Genomic DNA, 19544 nt, shown 5'->3' on the forward strand with positions numbered 1-19544 from the left:
GGATTTTTGCTCCGCCATTATTTTTCGCTCATTACTATGAATTTTCGATCATGCCTAAATCCCGAATTCACCAGCCAAAAAAGGGCCCGGAAAATATTTTTCCGGACCCAATTAGATGTACTTTTTAAAAGATTGGTTTACATGTCATTATTTACGCAAGCCATAGCCCCGCTCATATTGTTTGGGAGTAAGAGGCTCTCCTCCAAGCTGTATGGAGGCTTCGTTTGCCCAATATGGGCTTCGCAGCATGCCTCGTCCAATGGCTGCAAGGTCGGCCTTTCCATCTCTGATTGCTTGATCTGCCAGCTCTGGATCCTCCAGTCTTCCAACTGCAATCGTCGGAATTTGAACATCCCTGCGGATGGCATGGGCTAAGTCAAGCTGATAGCCCGGTCCTGCTGAAGCTGGTCCCGAAGTGCTTTCCCCCCCGGAGGAAACATGGATGATATCGACTCCCGCTTCTTTATATCTCTGAGCCAGCTTAACGGAATCTTCGATATTATATCCGCCTTCAGCATATTCCACTGCAGAGAGCCTGAGGATCAGCGGCATGGATTCAGGCATAACCCTTCGTGCAGCCTGGATGACTTCCACTCCGAAGAGGGCAAGATCCTCCCCGTATTGATCCGTACGCTTATTGGTTAATGGAGATTGAAACTGTTGGATTAAATATCCGTGCGCTCCATGAATTTCAATAGTATCGACCCCTGCTGCCACTGCTCTTGCGAAAGCCGATTCAAACTTCCCAACCATTTCTTTCACTTCTTCAGTAGTCAATTCCCGCGGCTGATTGTAGCGGTCTGAAAACTGAAGGGCTGATGAAGAAACAGGAACTTCAGCATCTTCTGCTTTCCTGCCGGCATGGGCGATCTGAATTCCTACTTTAGCTCCGTAGCTCTGGCATGATTCGATAATCCGCTTAAAGGCGGGGACATGCTCATCAGACCAGATTCCCAAATCATAGTCCGTGATTCTTCCATCTGGCTCTACATCGGTCATTTCTATAATGATCAGGCCCGTACCGCCGACTGCACGGCTGGTATAATGTGTATAATGCCAGTCATTGGGTATGCCATCCTTTGCTTCAACAGAGTATTGGCACATTGGCGGCATAACGATCCTGTTTTTTAGTTTAAGATCTTTTAATTCAAACGTATCCAGAAGATTTGGCATATCTCAAACTTCCTTTCCTTTTTGCATTTCTCTCTGATTCATTTATCTCGTTTCTGAGAGATATCCCTTATTTTCACATTCCCTTTAGTCTGTAGCAAATGATTCGACTTGATGATAAAGAATTACTGGCCCAATAATAAAAATCGAAGGAATATCAAAGATACTTTACCCAAAGTTCGAAGGGAAAATGCCGTTCGGCTTTTAGAGTCTGCTGACCATCATTCGCAATCCTCAATTATATGACAAGGCATCTGCAGCAAGGCTGCCAAACTCCCGGAGATAATACAGGTAATTCTCTCCGCCATAGTTATAGCGTTTATTAAACATTTTCACGATCACAGCATGATATCTAGGAATGATGAGGAGTGCCGGACCTGTTATGCCCAGGATTTGGTAGGATCCTTCAGGTACTCTCCCTCCAATTTCGCTTTTAGCCGCAGATATCTCATTTTGTACATACCAGAATAATCCGTTTTTAGGCAGCTCCTTGTTTTTGTACGAAGGACTTTGGATATTGACCGCGATGTCAATCACTCCAGATGGTACAATCTGTTTTCCGTCCAGAAATCCTCTATTTAAGTGAAGCTCTCCCCACCGGGCAAATTCCCGTGCAGAAACAAACAGATTCGACTCTGTTCCGTCCTGCGTCATTCCTATTTTGTCCATTCCCTGCTCTTCTGGATGAATGATCACTTTAACAAGCTGGGGTAAAGGTTCAGTAAACCAGCCTGTTTCTGAAAAGCCAAGCGGGGTAAAGACTCGGTCCTGCAGCAGCTTTGTAAAGGGAACTCCATACAGCTTTTTAATCAATTTTGTGACCATCAGAACATTGATCCCCCGGTACGCCCATCCCTCCCCTGGCTGAAATTCCCGGTAAACCGTCCCGTCCTCTTTCTCATTCAGGCCATGTGAATGTGTAACAAGATGGCGGATTGTAGTGCATCCCAGAACATTCTGGTCCATTTCTGGAAAATAGTCACCGGCGGGATCGTCTAGGCTTTTGATTTTTCCTTCAAATAATGCATAAGCAGCTGCAAGCCCCAAATAAGACTTTCTTGCTGATGCTACATTGAAAAGGGAGTGCGGATTGACCGGATTTGATTCCTTTGTATTAGAATGATTCCCGCTATAGTGCTCAAGCACCGTTTTCCCGTCTTTTATAATCAGCAGGGCAGCCGCTGAACTATGATTTTTTTCCTTTATCTCTTCCACCCATTGAACCAACTGTTCAAACAATTTCTTTCTCCACCTCTCATTAGGAATTCTGCATTTTCCGCCACTTTCCTTTTTTAGCTTGACTTGTTCCCATAGGTTTCACCTCCACTTTTGAAGTGCCCAAATGGAAATCTCCTGCCGAAGATATGCATCTTCCATTCCCCCAGTAACCGCCGGACCCACTCAGCCTCGCAGGTTTCTGCCATACCCACAGATCATTCATCTTTTGCCATATATAGGCCAGCTGAACTGTATTCCGCATATTGAAAACACTTATGGAAAAACTACAGATGGTGAGTTTTCACCAGTCTAACTTCGATGGGGGATATGGCTATGAATATTCGTGAAGGATTGATTCCTGCGGCACTTGGAACTGCAGTTACTGCGGCTGGATACACGATGAAACGAGTTCCAGGCTCCAATAAAATGATTGCCAACACGGTTTTCGGTTTCGGCTTAGCGCATATCGTCCTGGGTGTAATCGACCTTTTTGAACATCGAGGGCAGTAAAAAAAGAGGAGCTGCACTCAGCTCCTCTTTTTGCATTATGCGGAGAATGTCCTTTTTTTCATGAATCCTGAGAGGGCTCCGGCACCGATGCCCTGTATGATCGTTTTTACGATGATCTGGCCTAGAATGGCGGCAGGAACTGCTTCCCATGGTAGCATCCCGGCTCCAAGAGGGCTTAGCCCTATAATGACAAAGATGGCCGAGTCCAGAATTCCTCCAACCAGACCGCTGTAGAATACCCTCCAGCTCATTGGCAGATTCAATCTTGAATAGATTTCTGTATCTGTAGTCTCCGAAACGGCAAAGGAGATGGCAGATGCAAGAGTGATGAGCAATGTATCTCCAAGTGCCGCTGAAACAACGGCCGAAAGGATAAGAGCAGCTGCTATGGCAGCATAAGTCTTTTTGCGTCCGAATTTATTCTGCACAATATCCCTGAGGATAAAAGTTGCCCCGATCAACAGGGTACCCATTGGAACAATAAATACCCCAAAAGTGAGCGGTGCGACGGATGCGGTTATGACATTGGCGCATACGATGGCCACTAAGTATAATAAAATGCGTATCATGATTTCCTCCCGTTAAACTCCCCTTTTATTGCCCCATACTAATGCGTGGAGCTGAGGAAGGACTTTGACGTCTTTTAATTGTTCATCCTTTATCACAAGGTCGATTAATTCTTCGTATTTCAGAAGCAGGCGCGGAACCAGCCGGTCTCTGTCCTGGGTTGTTAGATCATCATTGCCGGTCTGCAGAAATAGCGGAACTGCAGGATATCTTTCATGAATCTGCTTGGCAAACAGATAATCCTCCGAATTGAAAATGACCACTTTCAGGCTTTTTTTTCCGAAAAACTCAGGGCCTTCAAGCTTATCCATAATCCTGTCCAGGACCGCAAAGTCTGTTGTCATATTCGAACTCGGAGGCTTTGGGGACACTGTGAGTTCATCAATATCCAGCATCCATTCCTGCCATCTGGAACCCTGTGTTTCCAGACAGGTTTTAATCTTTTTTTCTTTCAATAACGAAACGAGCCCTGATAGATTTTTAATAAGCGCAGGATTTCCGCCTGAAATCGTCACAAAGGAAAAACCGCTGCCTCCAAGCTCGGCAAGCCTCTCCCAAATGGCTTCAGGTTCCATCTGATGAATGAGATGCTTCCCGCTTCCATCCCAGGTAAAGGCCGAATCACACCAGGAGCATGAATAATCGCAGCCCGCCGTTCTGACAAACATAGTCTTCTGGCCCGCAGCCATGCCCTCTCCCTGAATGGTCGGCCCGAACACTTCCATCACTGGTATCTTACTCATGCTCCATCCACTCCCGCCTGGCTTCTGCATAACTTGTCGCTGTCTCGTAAAGGCGGACGAATTCCACTCTCGCCCCGAAGTACTGCTCTTTTCTTGCAAAAAGGGCTGCAGCCATCTGTTCATAGATCCAGACCACGATATTTTCGGCAGTCGTATTCATAGGAGGCAGGGTTTCATTCAAATATCTGTGATCCAGATGAACTTCTATCTCCTGCTTCCAGATGGTTTTGATATCGCCAAAGTCCATGAGTAATCCTCGTTCATCCAGAAAACCGCTGATTCCAAAGACCACTTTATAGGTATGCCCATGCAAATTCTTGCATTTCCCTTCATACTGATGCAAATGATGGGACGCATCAAAGGTAAACTCTTTAGACACAATGACTCTCTTGGTATGATATTTTAGCTCGCCGGCCGCGATATCCTCACCCATTTTTTGAAGCTTATCCACAATGCGGAATTCAGCCATATCAGGATTCTCCCTTCGTTTGAAGGTACTCTTCCAGGCCCTTTTTTCTAAGTATACAGGCAGGACATTCTCCGCACCCGTCTGAAACGACGCCATTGTAGCAGGTTAATGTCTTATTCCGGACAAAATCAAACGCTCCTAGATGGTCAGCCATCTCCCAGGTTTCTGCTTTATTCAGCCACATCAACGGTGTATGGATAACCAGATGTTCATTCATGGAAAGATTGAGTGTTACATTTAAGGACTTGATGAAAATGTCACGGCAGTCTGGATAACCGCTGAAATCTGTCTCACAGACACCTGTGACAATATGCTTCGCGCCTGTGACATTTGCAAGGATTCCCGCAAAAGACAGAAACAGAAGATTTCGTCCTGGAACGAAGGTATTTGGTAGCTCCCCTTCCTCTCCAGCTTTTACTTCCATCTCAGTCCTTGTTAATGCATTTGGGGCAAGCTGGTTCAAAAGCTCCATATCCAGGATATGATGCCTGACCCCCAGCTCCTCTGCAATTTGTGCGGCGCATTCGATTTCCTGTTTATGCCGCTGATTGTAGTTGAACGTAACCGCCTCGACCTCACTGAAATTCTTTAAGGCCCAGAACAAGCAGGTTGTACTGTCCTGGCCTCCGCTGAACACGACGATGGCTTTTTCCTTTTTCATAAAACTTCTCCTTTTACACGAAAAAACAGTGCGACTAAGAAAAGCGCACTGTTTTTCCTTAGTTTTTTATAGAGGGTAGCTAAGAACCTCTAACGTTTTTCAACGATTTTTATTCGATTAATAAATCAACTTTTTTATCTTAACATAAATTTTATAAAACGGAAGACTTTTTTAATGAAGCCGAAAAAAGATACAAAATCCAGCCCATTTGCATATTTTATATAAAGCCTGCCTTTTTCTGTGTGGCACCATTATTATAGATACTTGAAAAAACAGGTCATTATATTGACTTCTCCTGTGGAAGATTGGGCACACTTGGAAGAAGGAGTGAGCCCATGAAGAGAAAAATCATAATCGGAGCATCTGCTATTTTTATGGCCTTTATGGCTGGCCTCTTTATTTATTTTTTCATGAAGCATGATACATCCCGCTGGGAGGTAGCTTTAGGCGGAATTCTGGTCAGCGGATTTCCTTTACTTTTGCTTCTGTTAAAAAAGATTCCTTTTAGTACCTCAGTCATCATCGGCTATTATCTTTTTTTATTCTGCACTACTTTTTTAGGCTCGATCTGCAAGTTCTATGTTTCTATCCTCTGGTGGGACACGGCATTGCATTTATATAAGGGGCTTTTTATGGGAATCATTGCAATCACCTTATTTAAGATATTCGTCCCAAAGCACCTTCAGAACGAAGTTTCTAAATGGCTCTTATTCTTATTTGTCCTGTCCCTTTCCATAGTTGCCAGCGCCATCTGGGAAATATATGAGTTTTTCGGGGATGTCTTTTATACCGAAACCATGCAGCGCGGAGGCAATCAAGATACGATGTTCGATTTATCAGCAGGACTTCTTGGAGGCTTGATCATCGCTGTCTATTCGCTGCTGCGGCGGCAGAAGATTTAGCGGGCACATACAAAATTAGCAAAAACGGGTGATTTTATGAACAGAAAAATTGTAATGGCAGCAAGTTTAGTTTATGTCCTTTTTATGGCCTATAACTGTATCGATTATTATCAGGCTGGATACTCCTTTAAAGCCTCCGTGGCTTTTGCAGGAATCCTCTGCGGGCTTTTTCCACTGTTTCTTTCTTTTTTTGCAAGGCTGACGTTCAATCTGCCCCTTACCTTTTCTTATCTCATTTTCTTAGTTGCTTCCCAATATCTTGGTTCCATTAGAGGATGGTATGGGTTAGGCTGGTGGGATACATTTCTTCATGGCCTTAGCGGGATCATTTTAGGATTTACCGCTGTGGCTCTGTACGAACGGTTAACCCATAGAAGTGCTGGACCGGAAATTTCATCATGGTTTATATTTCTTTTCATCTTCTCTTTTGCTGCTTTATGCGGCGTCATATGGGAAATATATGAATTTTCTTCGGATCAGCTGTTCGGCACGACTCTTCAGGGCGGCGGGAATACAGATACGATGACCGACCTGATTGCTGACACCATTGGAGGTCTTTTGGTTGCCATTTGGTCCGGGATTAGGACACAAGTCAAACATCATGCATCCAAGTCTCCCACACAATAAGGAAAATAGACCGGATTATACCGGTCTATTTTTATGAAAACAGCACGATATATTAGAAAGGGCACCCGCTATTCATAAGCTTGGATGAAAACTAGTAGAAAGAATAAAATGATGGAATAACAGGGTAGGATGATACCTGAATTTTTATGTTCGTGTTTCTCAGGGATGGTGAGTAAGCAGGAAAATACAGCAAATACTAAAAGCAAAGCTTGATGCACTCAGTTTAAATGCCAAAAAAAATTAAATTAGAGGCCTTGGTTTTTACATAAAGGAAATGATTAAAAAAGATAAGCTGCCGAGGCAAAATACCTGGAGGATTATGGGATGGATCAGATTAATTGCGATTTCTCGCCGATGAAGGAAGAAATTATAAAAGGCATAGAGCATATCATGGCGGAGCTTCAGGGCAGTATTAAAATACTTGGGAATGAACATCAGTGTCTCCTTGGCAGACTGGAGCATATCCGCAAAGACTTTTTACAAATTGAATATTCAGCTGCAACCTTTTATTTAAACTGTTATTTATCTGCATTTACCGATAAATTTAAAGAGCTTTCTATTTCGCTTCAGTATCTTTCCAAGCATCGGTTCGGCGCTTTGATTGTTATTGAACGGAGCGATCCGCTAGAGGGGCTTATCCAAAAGGGTACTCCTGTTGGCGCTGAGCTGTCATCAGTCCTCATTGAAACGATTTTTTATCCTGGGAATCCCCTCCATGATGGAGCGGTTATTGTCCAGGGGAATCAGATTGTTTCAGCAGCAAATGTCCTTCCGCTTACCCAGCAGGCGGTAACAGAAAAAAAATTAGGCACCAGACACAGGGCTGCGCTTGGGGTTACCGAGATGTGTGATGCACTGGTGCTCATTGTATCTGAAGAAACAGGAAAGGTTTCCTTCGCATTGAATGGAAAATTATTTCCGATATCAGATGTGCAATCCCTCCTCCATGTAGAACGATGAGCATCCAGAGTTTTACTTTGACCGGCTTTCCCATAAAAATCCCTGCGATACAGGATTATTGTCCATTCCTTTTTACATATACACTCATACATTAATGTTAGGAAAAGTGAAAGGGGATATCCAATGGGGAAAAACGTCAAGAATAACTCAAATTCAAAATCCAAATCTAAATCCAACTCCAACGTGGATTTTAGCATTGATAACGATTTGAGAAACAAATCTCGTTCAAAATCAAACACTAATACGGATGTTCATAGCAAAAACATCTCCCGTAATCATAATGACAGTGATAATGAGTTGAAAAATCACAATCAAAGCCATTCACGGGCCGATTCTCGTATTGAAAACAGCGGTAATGCCAGAGTTGATTTCTGTATTGATATCTGCGTGGATTCCGAATCAAGATCCAGAGTGCGTTCACGGTCTGAGTCTGATGCTGAATCCGATCAAGACCAAACACAGAACCAGAATCAGGAACAGGATCCCGGTCGAGATAGGAATAGGGATAGGGACGAAGAAAGTAGTTGATTATTTAAGGCGATCCAGGTCGCCTTTTTATTTTTCGCAAAAAATATTTTCCTGTCTGCCACATTGATAAATAAGATGGGGTCTTCCAAACACAAACTCTTGTATTTCAAGGCGTAAACCAATTTTCTCGGCAGTCTTTTTGGACGCTTCATTTTCAGGGGCGATGATACTGATCAGCCTTTTTAATCCAAGCTTCCATGCGAAATCTTTTGAAGCCGACCCTGCCTCTGAGGCAAAGCCCTTCCTCCAATAGTTTTTATGGATATGAAAGCCTAATTCTACCTCTTCCCTGCCGGAGACCTCCTGTTTTACAAGGCCGCAGTCGCCTATCAGAGCATCGGAGGACTTCAGACAGACCGCCCACAGTCCATAACCGTCCCTTTTATACCGATTTTGGTTTCGAAGGATCCACTGAAGGGTATCATCTTTAGTAAATTGAGATGGATAATGCGACATGGTTTCCTTGTCTCCCAGAATTTCGTGCAGGTCTTCAACATCTCCCAGACCGAAGGATCTTAGATAGATTCTTTCTGCTTCAATAATTTTTTGCACAGCAAATATACCCCTTTTAAAGATTGTTCAGCTATGAATAACTTCCCTGAGCTCGAGATACCGCTCAAGCTTTCGTTTTACTCTTTGAAGGGCATTATCGATTGATTTCACATGAGTATTAAGTTCTATGGATATTTCCTGATACGATTGTCCTTCGATGTATAAAGCCAGGACTCTTCTTTCTAAATCGCTTAATAATGCAGCCATTTTATACTCGATGTCATCCGCATTTTCCTGATTGATAATCAGCGCCTCCGGGTTCATGATTTTAGCGGCAGGGATGACATCCATCAGAGTATGGTTCGATTCTTCATCGTAAATCGGCTTGTCCAGAGAAATATAAGAATTAAGCGGCAGATGCTTCTGCCTCGTCGCAGTCTTTATCGCTGTAATGATCTGCCTTGTTACACAAAGCTCTGCAAATGCTTTGAAGGACGTAAGCTTGTCCTCCTTATAATCGCGTATAGCTTTAAATAAGCCGATCATTCCTTCCTGAATAATATCTTCTTTGTCAGCACCAATCAAAAAGTAGGGGCCAGCCTTCGCACGGACAAAATTTCTGTATTTATTGATCAGGAATTCAGTGGACTCAGCATCGCCTCCATGGACAAGCCTTACCAGCATTTCATCTTCTAAATCCGCATAATTTTCTACCAGCTTTACTCCGAAGTCTACACTCACTTAAGGATCCCTCCATCATTCAGGATGAATTTTTTGATTTATGCACGCAGGTACTGACAAGTGAATATCAAAGGAAGCAATATTGAAAATTTTTAAATAATATATTATTCATATTAACTCAGACTTAGACTAATTGGTATCAGCAAATATCGACTATTCCTGACAAGCTTCTTTCCCCTTTTTCAGTCCAATTTTCTGTTGACATGAATTTCTAAACCCGTAAGGCGCGGAAAATCATGCAGCTTTACAAACAAAGTTCGGCATCAAGGGATGTTTTTGGAATATTTTAAGATATTTTTAGGCTGATTGTACTAACTTTTCAATCGGCCAAAAAACAAAGCGTACAGGCGCAAACCGCTTCTAAACTGAATAAAAATACATTATATCTATTCCTCAGCAGAAGCTGGAAAACAGCTAAATATAGAAATTGGAATAGATGAGTATTTTTAGGAGGTTATTCATATGCAGGAGCAAATTCCTTTTCAATATATCGATGATCAGATGGATCTACAGGAATATGATGACAGACAATACTGGCCTGGCTACGGCCATTATCCGCGGCCAAGACCGCGTCCTTACCCCTACTACCCATACTATCCTGGATACTATCATCCACATCCGCATCCATATCCATACCCTTACCCACATTATGGAGGAGGCTATGGCGGATATGGCGGTGGCTACGGCGGCGGATATGGCGGCGGCTACAGCCATTACTAAAAACAAAGAGGCTGACAATTGTCAGCCTCAGTTTTGTTATCTGGTTTTTTTTCGGACTGTGTGCCCTGGCACCGGTTTCGAGCATGATTCCCCCGCTTCCGAGCACGGACCCGGGTTTTTCGCGCATGGCTTACCGATTCCGAGCAATGACTCCTGCTTTTTCGATCACCACCACCGGATTTTCGAGCATACCCCGAAGACTCCTCCAGCCTGCTTGCCCTGGTGACAGCCTGACACCTGTTCGAGCATGATTCCCCCGCTTCCGAGCACGGACCCGGGTTTTTCGCGCATGACCATACCGATTCCGAGCATGACTCCTGCTTTTTCGATCACCACCACCGGATTTTCGAGCATACCCCGAAGACTCCTCCAGCCTGCTTGCCCAGTGACAGCCTGACACCGGTTTCGAGTGTGATCCCCCCGCTTTCGAGCACGGACCCGGGTTTTTCGCGCATGACCATACCGATTCCGAGGCTGCTGATTTAATCTGCAGTTTTATAGGTCATGCATGCTTTTCAAGAATTCCCTTGAGTTCCTCCCAGCTCGATATTCTTGGGATTGCAGATGTTTGATTATAGGACTGGTTCATCAAATATAATTGAATGCCTTCCTCCAGCAGGGTTTCAAGTATGGCCGGCTTATCATCAAAATAATAGTCTAAGTGGAGGTCCCTGATGACATGTACCTTTTCGTGATCTTTCATTCCGCAAAAGAACCGGTCCTCCTGGACAGGGAAGCCCTGCTGTTTCATCCATTCTTTTGTGCGTTCACCGTAAGCCTTTCCTCTTGCAGTGATATAAAAGATTTCATGACCCTCCTGTTCAAGGATTTGCAATACTTGGACGGCCTCAGGAAGAGGGGGGCATGCTGTAAAATAGATTTCCTCCAGTGTGCTTTCCCACATATGCTTTCCCTGTTCGGCGGATAACCCGAAGGCTTCATGTATTTCGACTGTTTCCAAGGATTTGAAAACCTCGATCGGGATATCTTTCTTCAATTTTTCCTTATAGATATGAAAGGCATGTTCCCTTAAGTTGATTAATGTATCATCTATATCGAATCCAAATTTCATGTTACTCTCCTATGTCTGGCTGCTTCCTTAAAAAGGGTTAGCTGCTTATGTTTGTTCTTTATTCACTTCCATGTCAAAATGACCGGAACGGCGGATTTTAGTCTGAAGATATTTTTCATTGAACTCTGAGATATCGCCCCATATCGGCGTCCTGCCTTCCACATGCATTCCTGATTCCTGTAGCGCACGCAGCTTTTTTGGGTTATTGGTAATAAGGATTACCGGTTTCGTCCGCAATGCTTTTAGTACCAGGATTGCATCTGTATAATTCCGGGAATCATCGACAAAGCCTAGACTGACATTGGCATCCACCGTATCATAGCCGTTTTCCTGCAAAACATATGCCATGGCCTTGCTGAAAAGTCCTATTCCCCGTCCTTCATGATTCGCAAGATAGAATAGTGCACCTGTCCCGTGTTCTGCGATCATCTTCATGGATTGCTTGAGCTGGTAGCCGCAGTCACAACGTTTACTTCCAAAAATATCACCGGTGTGGCAGATGGAATGCATTCTGATCAAAGCTTCATCTTCATCTTTGAAATCTCCGTAGACCAATACACTCGATTGCTGAAGCTCAGCTAAATTTTGTGAAGACAGCTTTTCAATGATCTTTTCATAATCATGAGTTACCTCATCACAGTTCAGCCAGCAGTACCATTGGAAGACTACGGTTTCCCCGAACAGGTTAACCGGCAGCCGGATCGGCCCTACTAGGTAAATAGCTCCTCTTTCAGTTTTAATTAGTTGAATTTTATCCCCGAGTAACGCCAACACTTTGGGATCGAGTTTTTGCAAAGTCATAATCTCCCACCTTTTTTCGACTGGATGCAAGATTGCCGGTGCATCCTTAAAATGTATGTTATCCATGCTTTCATTGCAAGAAAGATGTTCATTCCATTACTTATATTGCCATAATTCCTTTATATCAGTATTATTTTTTTATCATTGCTTTTCAAAATATCTAAAGCTATTATTTAGGACATATATGAATAAAAGGAATGTTCTTCATGAAACAGTTTGTAGTTATAGGCGGGGGCATATTGGGGGCCTCCACTGCGTATAGTCTGGCAAAGCGGGGAGCCAATGTCACGATCATTGACAGGAAAGATACAGGACAGGCGACCGATGCAGCCGCCGGCATTGTCTGTCCCTGGCTGTCGCAGAGAAGAAATAAAGCCTGGTATTTCCTTGCGCGAAATGGCGCACGTTATTATCCTGCATTAATCTCTGAGCTTGAGGATGAAGGAGAGACCCATACTGGATATAAAAAAGTCGGGTCCCTGAGTCTGCATACAGATCCCCAGAAGCTTGCCGCGATGCAGCAAAGAGCTCTCGATAGAAAAGAAGAGGCACCGGAAATGGGAGATATCAGAGTATTATCCTCTCAAGAGACAAAAGAACGGTTTCCCCTGTTAGAGGACAGTTATGGCTCCGTTTTCGTATCCGGGGCTGCCAGGGTGGATGGGCGATCGTTAAGGAATGCTCTCCTCCGGTCCGCCCAGAAACATGGCGCCTTATTGACAGAAGATGAAGCCATTCTATCTGTAAAAGAGAACCGGATTATCGGGGCGGAAACAAAAAAGTCGGGATATATTTCTTCTGACGAGATGATTGTCTGTGCAGGTGCCTGGGCAAATGAATTTCTGGCTCCTTTGGGAATCCCGTCAACAATCAGCTGGCAGAAAGCCCAGATTATGCATTTTGAAGTACCCGATGAAGAAACGGGGGCATGGCCGGTGGTTATGCCGCCAAGTGATCAATATCTTCTGGCTTTTGATTCCGGAAAAGTGGTTGCCGGTGCAACACATGAAAATACCGATGAATTCGATACACGCATAACCGCCGATGGCCTGCAGGAGGTTCTGCAAAAGGCACTGCTTACGGCCCCCGGCCTGGCAAATGCCTCTTTTGTGGAAGCACGGATGGGATTCCGGCCTTTTACCCCCGGGTTCCTGCCCATGATGGGAAGACTCCAAGGCTGGGAAGGAATCATTGCGGCAAACGGACTCGGAGCATCCGGATTGACCATGGGTCCTTATATAGGTTCAGAACTTGCCAAGTTTGCTTTGGAAATGGATACTGAGATACCTTTTGAACAATATTCGTTTGAAGCTGATCGATCATAAAAAAAACCAAGTCCACCCATTCAGGTGGACTTATTGGTTTTAAAGGAATCGGATTCATTTAAGCTTAGGCTTCTAAAACGCTTAGCTGTAAAAGCCCAATCTTCCATGAACTTCGGCAGCAGATTCGGCCTCCTTCTTACTGCTAGAGGATGGTAGGCTGCAGTTGCAGGAATCCCCCCTGCCTCATACCATTTCCCGCGAACCGATTTCACATCTATTTCCGGATTATGAAAGAAGGCCTGAACAGCCACATTTCCGAGGCAAAGTATCAGCTTGGGGCTGCTCGCCTGGCACTGTTCCTTCAAATGCCTGATACACGTCATTCGTGCAAACTCTTTATCATAGCCCCGTAATGGTCTTCTTTTCAGCACATACGTTATAAAGATTTGATCCATAGTTAAACCATTTTCATGGACAGCCCTCTGCAATGTCTGCCGGGTGCCGCAGACAAAAGGATTTCCATCAGGATCTTCCCTGGCTCCGGGGTTATCCAGAATCACCATTATTGGAGCAAGGACATTTCCCTCACCCCAGATCATCCGCGAACCATGTTCATACAGTCCGCATTCCCGGCAATTTTCATCCTTTTCCGGAACGGGCACTTCCGGCCAAATCTCCGGACAGAAATCCATCATGCCTTCCACCTCTAAGAAAATCAAAATCTGTTAATATGGATTGTACCCGTTTCCATACAAGATTATTTATGACCTCTGGCAGCAGAAAAAAATTTGAAACAAACTTTTAATCTTTTCAACATGCTATAGTAATGTTTTTTTGTTAAATTATACTAATAAAATGTACAAATGGAGAAGAACCATGGAACATACTAATTGTAAGATTCAGCAGAAATTAAACGAATTGATTAATAAAAGCAATGAAATTAAAAAAGAGCTTGATGAAACTCCACACCAGGATAAAAAAAGGTTTGTATCTCTTTTATCCAGATTGCTGAAGGTCCATAAGGATATGGATGAAATAAATGGAATGTAATAAGCCGGCCCGGTATCTGCATGCCGGGCTGTTCTTTTATTCTTTCCAGGTCTGATGTAATACCCGTACCCAATTCTCCCATGCAATTTTTTTCAGATGATCATAGGAATATCCCCTCTGCTTTAACTTTTCGATCAGTATCGGCATCCCTGTTACATCCTTCATTTCTGCAGGAATTGTAGTTCCATCGAAATCAGAGCCAAGCGCCACATAATCAATACCGAAATGTTCGACAATATAATCAATGTGTTTTACAATTTCATCCATGGAGGTGTTGGGATCCCTGCCTCCGTCTTCTCTCAGCATGTTGACCGAATAGTTAATGCCCACCACACCGCCGGACTCTGCAATCGCCGAGATTTGTTTATCCGTCAGGTTCCGCGACATCGGACAGATGGCATGGACACAGGAGTGGCTGGCGACTAGGGGGACATTTGTAATGCCGGCCACATCCCAAAATCCTTTCTCGGTAAGGTGGGCCGTATCCACCATTATCCCTAATGAATTGCATTCCTTCACCAGATCTTTTCCTCTGTCTGTAAGGCCGGGACCGGTATCAGGCGAAGAAGGATAACGGAAAGGAACTCCGTGTCCATAGGCGTTAGGCCTGCTCCACACTAAGCCTAAAGAGCGGAGTCCTGCTTGATACAGGACATGCAGGGCGTTAAAATCACGGTCAATTGCTTCTGCTCCCTCAATATGAAGGACAGCCGCCATGGTATCGTTCAGAAGGCACCTCTCCAGCTCCTGCGCTGCTGTAACCACCTTCAGTCCCCCATCCGATTGGGATTCAATTTTGAATAGTTCCGCAATCATGGCAAGGCTCGTTTGAAGGGCATATTCCTGTGTGATTGGCGGAGGAAGCGGCGTCTCATATCCATCCTTTGTTTCCTTTGTCACCATTTTATACTGTTCATTTGGTGTGAAAACCGCAAAAAAGCCTCCACCGAAGCCGGATCTCTTCGCCCGTGGTAAATCTATATGGCCGGATGATGATTCCTCAAAAAAGGTTCTGCCGGAATAGAGCAGGCTTAGCAGGGTATCATTATGGCCGTCAAAAATGGGCAGATTATTCATTTATTTATTCCCCCTCCGGATTCTCTCTTCTCCATCATATAAAAACCAAACGAATATTCAAACTATTTAAACGAAATATTCAAAGACTTGAAAAATTGGAAATATTACCCTCATTGTTAATTAAGCGCTTCTCCCTTATAATTCTCTAGAAAACATAAAATGACAAAAGGGGAAAAGTATGAAAAAAACAGCTGCACTCTTGATTTCCATTTCCATTATTCTTAGCTTCATCCCTCAAATGGCAATGGCTGCCTCAAAACTGGATTTAACCGCTTATTTAAAGGAACTCTCAAAGGAAAGAGGCTTTGAGGTAACCCGCAGTGATATCGAAGAACTGTTCGATAAAGATGAACTACCGTTGGAAAGCTCTTTTGAATCTGTGGATGAGCTAAAGGAATACCTTGGTGTAGTTATTTCAAAGGACTATAGCAATCTTAATTCTATTTATAAAGATTACGATATTGACAGAGGTACATTAGATTCCATTCTTGCAGAAAATAAGGAGACTCTGGATGATTACATATTCCTGGACGATCTTGATTTCACCGTTGGAACTTATATGGAAGAACATGTGAAACAAGAACCTGATTTTGACAATAAGCTAAAAGTATACTTAGACAAGATCAGCTCTGAGCGGGGCATGACTGTAACAAAAGAAATGCTCGAGGATTATCTTTCGCTTTACGATGACAGCGTGGCTTACTATGCAACCGTTGACGAGCTTAGTAAATATATGGGGGATGTAATCAGGGCGGATTACAGCAACCTGGATTACTTCCATAAAAACTATCAGCTTGACCGAAAAGGATTAGAAGATCTTTTACAAAAAAATAACAAGAAGCTTGAGGACTATATTTTTATGGACCAGCTTGAAGAGGATGTCTGGGATTTTTCAGGAGGCAGCCTTCCAGGCATGGAGGATGAAATTGCTGATGAACTTCTCCCGATCTTTGAGCAGCAGCTCGGATTGACCAAAGAAGAGCTTAAAAGAATACAGGATCATCTTGCCTCATTGGAGGAAAAACTAAGCAGTGATGAAACCACCAAGCGGCTGGATGCCATCGCTGAACAGATGATGGAATTTCAGGATTTTGATACCGTCACGGAGCTGACACCGGCGCAGATTGCAAAGCTGCTCGGGATTTATGATCAGCTGCTGGATATATTTGAAATGAAAGCTTCATACAGTCTTGTAAGCAACGGAAAAGAAACTCCCATCAGTCTTGCTGGACTCTTAAAGATCGATGATATTAAAGGGGCCAAGCTGAAGATCAATCTATACAACCTTAAGGGAGAGCTTTTGGCGGATATGCTTATCTCCGGCGATATGGTAGATTCAGGAGCTCTCGGGGAAACAGGACAACAGGTGCAGCAATCTGTAAAGGAAGTTAAGCATACGATTTCTGACCCAGTTCCAGTGCAAAAGCATATTAAGCCAAAGCACGAAAGAGTCCATAAAACGGTAAGCGGAGCAAAGCTTCCAAAAACCGGCGGCGGCTATCTCCAGAATGCACTGGCGGGACTTGCCGCTGTCTTTGCAGGGCTATTCATTTTCAGGAAGGTTAGGAAGGCTTGATGGAAGAACCAAAAAAGAAACTGAACCGGAAAAAGAGATTTATTCTTTTGATGGCTTCCCTGCTGGTCATTTCAGGCGGTTTCTGGTTTACCTCCACCAATCTTTATAAATTTGCAAAGGGATATATGCTGTTTAAATACCAGACCAAGCACCCTCATGTAACAAAGGCGGTAGAGGTCCCGTCCCAAAAGCAGCAGACAGAAAAAGCAGTTCTTTACCCTGTGCAGCCAAAGATGGGGGAAAATATCGGAGAATTATATATTCCAAAACTGAAGGCATCTCTTCCAATCTTTCATGGAACAAATGAAGATGAGCTGGAAAAGGGAGTTGGACATTTTGCCGGCAGCGTACTTCCCGGTGAGAAAGACAACAGTGTCCTTTCCGGACACCGTGATACCGTGTTTAGAAGACTTGGTGAGGTAGGAAGGGGCGATAGGCTGATTGTCAGGACCACTGCTGGAGAATTCACCTATAAAGTAAATAGAGTTCGGATTGTCGACGCCGATGATCGTACCGTGATCGTGCCGAAACCCAGGGCTGTCTTAACCGTCAGCACCTGCTATCCGTTCCGCTATATTGGTTCAGCCCCAAAAAGATATATCTTGTCTGCTTACCTTGTAAAAAGCAAACTCTCCTAGTCGAGCATAAAGTCCGGCCCTGGTCCGTGCTTTCAACGGTATAAAAAGTTCGGAATGATTTTCATTCCGAACTTTTTTGTTTCAATCAGTACAGCCCTATTTTCCATTTCAAAAATCAAAGGTGAGAAAATTCAGCTTTACCTGATCGCTCAGGGCCATCCCTGTTCTATTCACAAACATTACTTCCTACGTTTATCTGGAAATACGGATAGGGTATATCAATATTCTATGAGACAATGCCAGATCAATTTAAAGGAGAGAGCCTGATGAATACAGATTTCACTAAACTATATATAAATGGCGAATGGAAAAACGGATCCAGCGATAATAGGCAGCAAAATGTGAATCCATATACAGGTGAAGAATTGTTCACTATACAGACAGCGAGCAAAGAGGACTTGGATGAGGCTTATACAGCTGCAGCAGCCGCACAGAATGTCTGGGCAGATGAATTGCCCCAAAAGAAACAGGAAGTCATTGAAAATGCGATTGCTTTAATAAAAGAAAATGAGGATTTCATTACCGAATGGCTGGTTAAGGAATCCGGAAGCACCCGGACGAAGGCCGAGCTTGAAATCATGGCCTCCATCAATATCCTAAAGGAAGCTGCTTCTTTCCCATTCCGGATGGAAGGAAAAATCCTTCCGTCCCAAAACGCAGGAAAGGAAAACAGAGTCTATCGGAATCCTTTAGGGGTAATCGGGGTAATCAGTCCGTGGAATTTTCCTTTTCATTTGGCCATGAGAACCATCGGTCCCGCACTCGCTGCAGGCAATGCTGTTGTCGTAAAGCCGGCAACGGATACCCCAGTAACAGGCGGATTGATCTTTGCAAGCATCTTTGAGGCAGCAGGTCTTCCTAAAGGCCTGCTGAACATCGTGGTCGGCAGGGGTTCGGAAATCGGCGATGATATGGTTACACACCCTGTCCCCCGCCTCATATCCTTCACTGGATCCACAGAAGTTGGACGCCACATCGGCGAGCTGGCAGGAAAAGGACTCAAGAAGGCAGCTCTTGAATTAGGCGGCAATAACGTTTTTATCGTATTGGATGATGCGCACATTGACCAGGCTGTGGATTCAGCCATTTTTGGGAAGTTCTATCATCAAGGGCAAATTTGTATGGCAATCAACCGGATCTTTGTACATGATTCCATACATGATGACTTTATTGAAAAGTTTATTGAAAAAGTGAAAAAATTGAAATATGGAAATCCGGCCGAAGCCCAAACTCATGTAGGTCCTCTAATCAACGGGAAGCAGGTAGACCGAATTCTAAGTGATGTTGAGGAAAGCGTTGGCCAGGGTGCAGAAATCCTGCTTGGCGGCGAAGCAGAAGGAAACGTTTTACAGCCGACCGTAATGATTTCCGTAACCAATGAAATGCCCATCGCCGTTAATGAAATTTTCGGTCCTGTTGCAGCCATTATTCCGTTCGCAGCGGACGAAGAAGTCATCGACATGGCCAATGAGCTCCCTTATGGACTAAGCGGGGCGGTCCATTCATCCAGCATAGAACGCGGAACCAATCTAGCCCGCCGCATTCATACAGGCATGGTCCATGTCAATGACCAACCCGTCAATGATGAAGCCCATGTACCTTTCGGCGGTGAAAAAAATTCTGGGCTTGGCCGCTTTAATGGCCAATGGGTACTGGATGAATTCACTACCTTAAAATGGATCGGTGTGCAGCATTCTCCTAGAAATTACGGGCCTTTCATCAACGAATTATCCTAAATGCATGAATGGAATGCCGGC

At 44.1% G+C, this 19544-nt stretch carries 24 protein-coding genes and 1 riboswitch; of the genes, 11 read left to right on the top strand and 13 right to left on the bottom strand.

Annotated features, from left to right (window positions below):
* Nucleotides 1–147: 147 nt before the first annotated feature.
* Together H539_RS0114940 and H539_RS0114945 are read right to left on the bottom strand one after the other, a co-directional pair.
* The gene (locus H539_RS0114940) at nt 148–1173 is read right to left on the bottom strand and encodes an NADH:flavin oxidoreductase/NADH oxidase (RefSeq protein ID WP_026694190.1); all 1026 of its coding nucleotides are present in this window, start codon (nt 1171–1173) and stop codon (nt 148–150) included.
* Between the two features lie 231 nt (nt 1174–1404).
* The gene (locus tag H539_RS0114945) at nt 1405–2409 is read right to left on the bottom strand and encodes a serine hydrolase domain-containing protein (RefSeq protein ID WP_035322695.1); all 1005 of its coding nucleotides are present in this window, start codon (nt 2407–2409) and stop codon (nt 1405–1407) included.
* A 312-nt stretch (nt 2410–2721) separates the two neighbouring features.
* Here H539_RS0114945 and H539_RS0114955 point away from each other — a divergent pair, with 312 nt between their 5' ends.
* Complete coding sequence (locus H539_RS0114955; protein ID WP_026694193.1) at nt 2722–2898, top strand: hypothetical protein; 177 nt, start codon at nt 2722–2724, stop codon at nt 2896–2898.
* A gap of 35 nt (nt 2899–2933) precedes the next feature.
* Here H539_RS0114955 and H539_RS0114960 read toward each other — a convergent pair whose 3' ends face one another.
* The 4 genes from H539_RS0114960 to queC are packed head-to-tail and all read right to left on the bottom strand — an operon-like array spanning nt 2934 to nt 5338.
* Nucleotides 2934–3464: a VUT family protein gene (locus H539_RS0114960; RefSeq protein WP_026694194.1), complete on the bottom strand. Its 531-nt coding sequence runs from the start codon at nt 3462–3464 to the stop codon at nt 2934–2936.
* 15 nt (nt 3465–3479) lie between these two features.
* Nucleotides 3480–4208: a 7-carboxy-7-deazaguanine synthase QueE gene (gene queE, locus H539_RS0114965; RefSeq protein ID WP_026694195.1), complete on the bottom strand. Its 729-nt coding sequence runs from the start codon at nt 4206–4208 to the stop codon at nt 3480–3482.
* A complete protein-coding gene (gene queD / locus H539_RS0114970; protein WP_026694196.1) occupies nt 4201–4677 on the bottom strand; it encodes a 6-carboxytetrahydropterin synthase QueD in 477 nt (158 codons plus the stop codon). Before queD ends, queE begins: the two co-directional genes overlap by 8 nt.
* Nucleotide 4678: 1 nt before the next feature.
* Nucleotides 4679–5338, bottom strand: a complete 660-nt coding sequence (gene queC / locus H539_RS0114975) for a 7-cyano-7-deazaguanine synthase QueC (protein WP_026694197.1) — start codon at nt 5336–5338, stop codon at nt 4679–4681.
* A gap of 52 nt (nt 5339–5390) precedes the next feature.
* Nucleotides 5391–5434: riboswitch (PreQ1 riboswitch) on the bottom strand.
* A gap of 239 nt (nt 5435–5673) precedes the next feature.
* Here queC and H539_RS0114980 point away from each other — a divergent pair.
* The 4 genes from H539_RS0114980 (at nt 5674) to H539_RS0114995 (ending at nt 8355) form a co-directional block, all read left to right on the top strand.
* On the top strand, nt 5674–6240 hold the full coding sequence (locus H539_RS0114980; protein WP_026694198.1) for a DUF2238 domain-containing protein: 567 nt from the start codon (nt 5674–5676) through the stop codon (nt 6238–6240).
* A gap of 36 nt (nt 6241–6276) precedes the next feature.
* On the top strand, nt 6277–6867 hold the full coding sequence (locus tag H539_RS0114985; protein WP_026694199.1) for a DUF2238 domain-containing protein: 591 nt from the start codon (nt 6277–6279) through the stop codon (nt 6865–6867).
* A gap of 324 nt (nt 6868–7191) precedes the next feature.
* Entirely contained in the window at nt 7192–7827 is a 636-nt protein-coding gene (gene cdaS / locus H539_RS0114990) for a sporulation-specific diadenylate cyclase CdaS (protein ID WP_026694200.1), read from the top strand.
* A 123-nt stretch (nt 7828–7950) separates the two neighbouring features.
* Nucleotides 7951–8355 (top strand): hypothetical protein, encoded by a 405-nt coding sequence (locus H539_RS0114995; RefSeq protein ID WP_026694201.1) that lies wholly within the window; start codon nt 7951–7953, stop codon nt 8353–8355.
* A 27-nt stretch (nt 8356–8382) separates the two neighbouring features.
* Here H539_RS0114995 and H539_RS0115000 read toward each other — a convergent pair whose 3' ends face one another.
* A complete protein-coding gene (locus H539_RS0115000; protein WP_155890071.1) occupies nt 8383–8907 on the bottom strand; it encodes a GNAT family N-acetyltransferase in 525 nt (174 codons plus the stop codon).
* Between the two features lie 27 nt (nt 8908–8934).
* On the bottom strand, nt 8935–9588 hold the full coding sequence (gene sigH / locus H539_RS0115005; RefSeq protein WP_026694203.1) for an RNA polymerase sporulation sigma factor SigH: 654 nt from the start codon (nt 9586–9588) through the stop codon (nt 8935–8937).
* Between the two features lie 462 nt (nt 9589–10050).
* Between sigH and H539_RS30855 the strand changes: the two genes are divergently transcribed.
* Nucleotides 10051–10308 (top strand): hypothetical protein, encoded by a 258-nt coding sequence (locus H539_RS30855; protein WP_081415895.1) that lies wholly within the window; start codon nt 10051–10053, stop codon nt 10306–10308.
* A gap of 165 nt (nt 10309–10473) precedes the next feature.
* On the opposite strand, the gene H539_RS0115015 is transcribed toward H539_RS30855, so the two are convergent.
* The 3 genes from H539_RS0115015 to H539_RS0115025 form a co-directional block, all read right to left on the bottom strand.
* Entirely contained in the window at nt 10474–10662 is a 189-nt protein-coding gene (locus H539_RS0115015) for a hypothetical protein (RefSeq protein ID WP_026694205.1), read from the bottom strand.
* A 148-nt stretch (nt 10663–10810) separates the two neighbouring features.
* The gene (locus H539_RS0115020) at nt 10811–11380 is read right to left on the bottom strand and encodes a 5' nucleotidase, NT5C type (protein ID WP_026694206.1); all 570 of its coding nucleotides are present in this window, start codon (nt 11378–11380) and stop codon (nt 10811–10813) included.
* 45 nt (nt 11381–11425) lie between these two features.
* Complete coding sequence (locus tag H539_RS0115025) at nt 11426–12181, bottom strand: GTP cyclohydrolase II (protein WP_026694207.1); 756 nt, start codon at nt 12179–12181, stop codon at nt 11426–11428.
* Nucleotides 12182–12387: 206 nt separating this feature from the next.
* On the opposite strand from H539_RS0115025, the gene H539_RS0115030 reads away from it, so the two are divergent.
* Nucleotides 12388–13506 carry an NAD(P)/FAD-dependent oxidoreductase gene (locus tag H539_RS0115030; protein ID WP_026694208.1) on the top strand — a complete coding sequence of 373 codons (1119 nt, stop codon included), beginning with the start codon at nt 12388–12390 and terminating at the stop codon, nt 13504–13506.
* A gap of 20 nt (nt 13507–13526) precedes the next feature.
* Here the strand turns inward: H539_RS0115030 and H539_RS28675 are convergent, their stop codons facing one another.
* Nucleotides 13527–14141 (bottom strand): uracil-DNA glycosylase, encoded by a 615-nt coding sequence (locus tag H539_RS28675; RefSeq protein WP_051348603.1) that lies wholly within the window; start codon nt 14139–14141, stop codon nt 13527–13529.
* Nucleotides 14142–14322: 181 nt separating this feature from the next.
* Between H539_RS28675 and H539_RS32430 the strand changes: the two genes are divergently transcribed.
* Nucleotides 14323–14496, top strand: coding sequence for a hypothetical protein (locus H539_RS32430; protein WP_169816035.1), 174 nt, complete (start codon nt 14323–14325; stop codon nt 14494–14496).
* Between the two features lie 36 nt (nt 14497–14532).
* Here H539_RS32430 and H539_RS0115045 read toward each other — a convergent pair whose 3' ends face one another.
* Complete coding sequence (locus H539_RS0115045) at nt 14533–15573, bottom strand: dipeptidase (protein WP_026694209.1); 1041 nt, start codon at nt 15571–15573, stop codon at nt 14533–14535.
* A gap of 178 nt (nt 15574–15751) precedes the next feature.
* Between H539_RS0115045 and H539_RS28680 the strand changes: the two genes are divergently transcribed.
* The 3 genes from H539_RS28680 (at nt 15752) to H539_RS0115060 (ending at nt 19523) form a co-directional block, all read left to right on the top strand.
* Complete coding sequence (locus H539_RS28680) at nt 15752–17149, top strand: processed acidic surface protein (protein ID WP_051348604.1); 1398 nt, start codon at nt 15752–15754, stop codon at nt 17147–17149.
* Nucleotides 17149–17787: a class D sortase gene (locus H539_RS0115055; protein ID WP_026694210.1), complete on the top strand. Its 639-nt coding sequence runs from the start codon at nt 17149–17151 to the stop codon at nt 17785–17787. Before H539_RS28680 ends, H539_RS0115055 begins: the two co-directional genes overlap by 1 nt.
* Before the next feature lie 266 nt (nt 17788–18053).
* Nucleotides 18054–19523: an aldehyde dehydrogenase family protein gene (locus H539_RS0115060; RefSeq protein WP_026694211.1), complete on the top strand. Its 1470-nt coding sequence runs from the start codon at nt 18054–18056 to the stop codon at nt 19521–19523.
* Nucleotides 19524–19544: the final 21 nt, after the last annotated feature.

Source organism: Peribacillus kribbensis DSM 17871 (assembly GCF_000430765.1).
In the GTDB taxonomy this organism is placed as follows: domain Bacteria; phylum Bacillota; class Bacilli; order Bacillales; family DSM-1321; genus Paraperibacillus; species Paraperibacillus kribbensis.